Here is an 824-nt window from a genome sequence, read left to right as displayed (position 1 = left end):
TGATTAACAGCGGGTGTGATTGACCTGTGGAAAAGAAGGTCTAGCGGAGACCTTCTTTGTTAGGGCCAGGGAGACGGTTGCTGTTGTTAATATGTTGTATAGCGTTAAGCCAGACTATGCGTAATCGTAATCACCAGCTGCATTTATGGCGGCCTGGTATGCGGGCCTAGCATGAATACTGGCAACATAATTGCTAATATTAGGATGTGTTTCGGGAGTTGCCAGGCCTCTTGCGCAGGCTGCTTCTAGTGGAAAAATCATTTGAAAATCAACACCACTCAAGGCATCACCACAGAACCAAGAACGTCCATTTAAGTAATGATTGATATAGCTTAAATGTGTGATTAAATTTGGCTTTATAAAGGTAGAAATTGCTTTTTCGGCGATCTTTTTTGCAATAGGTCTAGCAAAAAAAGGCATCGGGCTGGTTTTAACCTTATCAAATACAAGCTTCATAACGAGATAAGGCATCAATGAACCTTCAGCATAGTGCATCCAGTATTGGTAGTTTAAATATTCTTCAGTGTTGATTTCCGGCTTTAGATTTGGAGCGTACTGATTCACTAGATAATCGATGATAACCGCAGACTCTGCAATTTTATTTTCGCCATCTTCCAAGATCGGAGCCTTACCAAGAGGGTGCACTTCCTTAAGTTTTTCTGGAGCTAGGTAGGTAGTAGGGTCTCGCTGATAGGATTCTATTTCAAAGTCTAGCCCTAACTCCTCTAAGGCCCAAATAACGCGTTGAGATCGTGAATTATTCAAGTGGTGCAACTTAATCATTTCTACATCCTATATACTATTAGTTCATAATAAGAGTTATA

General features: G+C 40.7%; 1 protein-coding gene. It reads right to left on the bottom strand.

Going from position 1 to position 824, the window contains the following annotated elements; all coding sequences use genetic code 11:
• Positions 1-114: 114 nt before the first annotated feature.
• Positions 115-783, bottom strand: a complete 669-nt coding sequence (locus A3756_RS17955; protein WP_068554155.1) for a glutathione S-transferase — start codon at positions 781-783, stop codon at positions 115-117.
• Positions 784-824 lie beyond the last annotated feature (41 nt).

It is taken from the genome of Oleiphilus sp. HI0086 (genome assembly GCF_001635225.1).
This window is presented reverse-complemented; position numbering and strand designations above follow the sequence as displayed.